Annotated in this window: 1 pseudogene; it reads left to right on the top strand. The window is 62.1% G+C overall.

From position 1 onward, the window contains the following. Positions 1 to 734, top strand: a pseudogene (locus L692_RS32560) (hypothetical protein); the annotation flags it as partial.

Below are 734 nucleotides of genomic sequence, written 5' to 3'. Positions count from 1 at the left end.
AGCGGCTCGGTAGGGCAGGAAGCCCTGGCACCCGGCACAATTCAGCCAGAGCATTTGACCCCCGGCATTATTGGCAGCGAGCACTTGACGTCATCGTCTGTTCAATCAGAGCATCTGGCAGACGGTTCGGTGGAAGGCCGCCATCTCGCGGCTGGAGAAATTACCCTTTGGCATCTGTCAGAGGAAGTGCGCTCTGCGGAGCTGCTGCCTGACGGCTCGCTCCCCGGAAATAAGCTTGCGCCAAAGAGCATTGGCAGCGACCGGCTGGCGGAAGGATCGGTAGGCGGAGCGGAGCTTCAGGATGAAGCGGTGGACGGCTCGAAGCTCGCCTCCTTCTCCATCCAGTCCCGCCATCTGGAGGAGGGAAGCGTGCAGAGCTACCATCTTACTCCTTCTTCCATCGGCAGCGAGCACTTGACGTCATCGTCTGTTCAAGCGGAGCATCTGGCGAGCGGCTCGGTAGGGCAGGAAGCCCTGGCACCCGGCGCGATTCAGCCGGAGCATTTGACCCCCGGCATTATCGGCGGGGAGCATCTCCGTCCCTCCTCCATCGGACTCGGCCATCTCCAGCCGGATTCGGTCTCGTCCGTCCAGCTTCAGGACGGCAGCGTCACCTCCGGCAAGCTGGGAGAAGGCGTCGTCGGCTCCGAGCACTTGGCGGCGGAATCCGTTACTGGAGAGCATCTGACGGACGGTTCAGTGGAAGGCCGCCATGTTGCGGCTGGAGAAATCAA

The sequence above is a fragment of the Paenibacillus forsythiae T98 genome, from assembly GCF_000520735.1.
Taxonomy (GTDB): domain Bacteria; phylum Bacillota; class Bacilli; order Paenibacillales; family Paenibacillaceae; genus Paenibacillus_AQ; species Paenibacillus_AQ forsythiae.
This window is presented reverse-complemented; position numbering and strand designations above follow the sequence as displayed.